The following is a 1,896-nucleotide window of genomic DNA, read 5'->3' as shown; positions in this document are numbered from 1 at the left end:
ACGCCTTCCTCTCGGAACTTGATGGGCGGAGCGACGCGGCAACGGCATCTGGGTTAATGTGTACAACGCGCTCGTCCAGCGGGACTTACAGGTAGATATCTCGTTGAACGAGCACAAACGGCGGTTCTTCGGGCAGCAACGGCACATCGTCGCTGGAACCGACCTCAGCCTCGACGATATCGAACACGGCATCCTTCGGTCGTCGAAGTGGAAGTACGGCCTCGGGTACCTCCCGCGTTTGTTTCCCAGTTCGTTCGAGCGCACATATCGCCTTCCTAGAGTCGACCCACGTATTCACTTCGCGCTCAACTGTGGTGCCGAAAGTTGTCCGCCAATCGTCGCGTACACGGCAAGCAATATCGACGGCGAACTTGAGCGGAGTGCAACCTCGTTCCTCCAGCAGTCGTCGAGATACGACCGCGACGCCAACGATGTGTGGGTGTCGCGTCTCTTTCTGTACTTTCGTGGTGACTTCGGGGGACGCAGTGGCATATACGACACGCTCGAACGCTACGGCGTTATCGAGCGTGGCGACCGGCCTCGAATACGGTATCAGAAGTACGATTGGACGTTACACAAGGGAATGTATCGAGACGAAGTTTCATCCGCGTGAGGTGGTGTCAACGGTCTAAGCGTCGGCGTTGGCTTCTCCCGCCATTTGCCGAACGATGCAGTGGTCCAGAGAAATCTAAGAAAATATATTCTATGATGATATATCCAATATTGGGTCATGCTTCCCCACAATCTCGGAAGATGATTTTGATGCGTAACTTATCTCCATCGTGACAAAGACCGAATCAGATACCCAGTAGAACGTGCCTTCTGGTCGTCGTTATAGTAGCGTTTGCAACTGGTGACATATCCGATCGCACGACAACGGTCGAGCGAGTGTGCAATGACTTGCAAACACTACTATAGGTGTAAATCAAGAATCGCCCCGTTTTCATATCGACTATCGTACGATTCGGACTTACCGTCTTGGTGCGTCTAAGTAATCTTTCCACGGACCGGGCGCTACTTGATGAGGTGTTCACTCTAACGTTACATCGTCCGAAAACTATGCTAATCCTCTCGATACGGTGGGGCCTTCAGGGTCGAAATACAAGCAAGCGGCATGAGCATTTGGGATGTAGAACATCCACGAGCTTTTACATTAACGCACTCCAACTCATTGTATGCGGTATCTTACGGCTCTACTCAAACCAAATGGAGGTAGTGCGTTCCATCCACTTGGAGAGCAACTGACAGATGAACCATCTATCAAGCGAAGAGCCATTCATCATATCGAGCTTCTTGATGATGATACCGTGCTGCTATTTGCCGAGGCAAGCGGCAGTCAGGAACGATATAAACAAATTATGGAGGGTTCCCCTCATGTCAATGATTATCTTGTCTCCGGAGACGACCGTTGGATGGCTGTGAGTCAATTTGAGCCGACAGAGGAGACTCGCCGGGGTCTGGAACTACAACGAGAATCAAACCTAGTAATCGACACACCGATTTACTTTACTTCCAATGATTATCTCAAGGTAACATACTTGGGATCTGACGACACATTCAAAAAGTTATCCGAATATATTGAAGATATAGACTTTGTTACGTTTGAACTTCTTGAAATGGGTGATTATGACCCCAACGAATCATCGTTCAGCAGGATGCTTACATCTCGGCAAGAAGAAGTGCTAGAGACGGCAGTTGAGCTGGGGTATTACAACGAACCTCGCCAAGCGTCACTTGAGGACATTGGCGGGGTTGTCGGAATCGCCCCCGGGACGGGGGGGGAGCACCTTCGGAAAGGCGAAGAACGGGTGGTTTGCGGAATCGGTCACTGGAGGTGCTCCGGGGATCTCCACATATGGGAGATATATAATTAATCGGCCCTGTCCCCCCGTCCAA

2 protein-coding genes are annotated in these 1,896 nt (G+C 50.8%); both read left to right on the top strand.

Annotation, left to right across the window (positions count from 1 at the left end):
* The first annotated feature begins 58 nt into the window (after positions 1–58).
* Positions 59–613, top strand: coding sequence for a DUF547 domain-containing protein (locus tag QT222_RS01680; protein ID WP_491476100.1), 555 nt, complete (start codon positions 59–61; stop codon positions 611–613).
* 562 nt (positions 614–1,175) lie between these two features.
* Positions 1,176–1,874 carry a helix-turn-helix domain-containing protein gene (locus QT222_RS01675; RefSeq protein WP_491476099.1) on the top strand — a complete coding sequence of 233 codons (699 nt, stop codon included), beginning with the start codon at positions 1,176–1,178 and terminating at the stop codon, positions 1,872–1,874.
* Positions 1,875–1,896: the final 22 nt, after the last annotated feature.

It is taken from the genome of Haloferax sp. s1 (assembly GCF_058382125.1).
This window is presented reverse-complemented; position numbering and strand designations above follow the sequence as displayed.

Bases quoted from the DNA above. Each gene is read 5' to 3' on its own strand.
- QT222_RS01675 (WP_491476099.1), top strand. From the start codon at position 1,176: ATGCGGTATCTTACGGCTCTACTCAAACCAAATGGAGGTAGTGCGTTC.